At 54.8% G+C, this 551-nt stretch carries 1 protein-coding gene; it reads left to right on the top strand.

Translation table 11 applies throughout. The annotated features are described in order from the left end of the window. Positions 1-551 (top strand): Ig-like domain-containing protein (locus ABFV72_RS13065; RefSeq protein WP_347164105.1); only part of this gene is annotated, 551 nt, incomplete at both ends.

Here is a 551-nt window from a genome sequence, read left to right as displayed (position 1 = left end):
ATGCAGTCACAGGCGATGACATCATCAATGCGATTGAAGCAGGTGCTGGATTTAATGTGACCGGCACTGGTACCGCAGGTGACATCATCACCTTAACCAATGAAGCAGGTATTCAGATTGGCGATCCTGTGACCGTCGATGGTGATGGCAACTGGAGTGTGGCAGTTGATGCCGATGACGTGGCGGCCATGGGCGAAGGGGATGAAACCCTAACCGCCACTGCCACGGACGCCGCTGGTAATCTACCAAGCGCCAGCAGCACAGTTGACATTGTCGTAGACACCATTGCACCGACAGAGCCCGTCATCAATGCAGTCACAGGCGATGACATCATCAATGCGATTGAAGCAGGTGCTGGATTTAATGTGACCGGCACTGGTACCGCAGGTGACATCATCACCTTAACCAATGAAGCAGGTACTCAGATTGGCGATCCTGTGACCGTCGATGGTGATGGCAACTGGAGTGTGGCAGTTGATGCCGATGACGTGGCGGCCATGGGCGAAGGGGATGAAACCCTAACCGCCACTGCCACGGACGCCGCTGGTAAT

The organism is Psychrobacter proteolyticus (genome assembly GCF_039762275.1).
Classification (GTDB): Bacteria; Pseudomonadota; Gammaproteobacteria; order Pseudomonadales; family Moraxellaceae; genus Psychrobacter; species Psychrobacter proteolyticus_C.
Note: the sequence above shows the minus strand (reverse complement) of the source record. Positions and strands in the feature narration are given on the sequence as shown.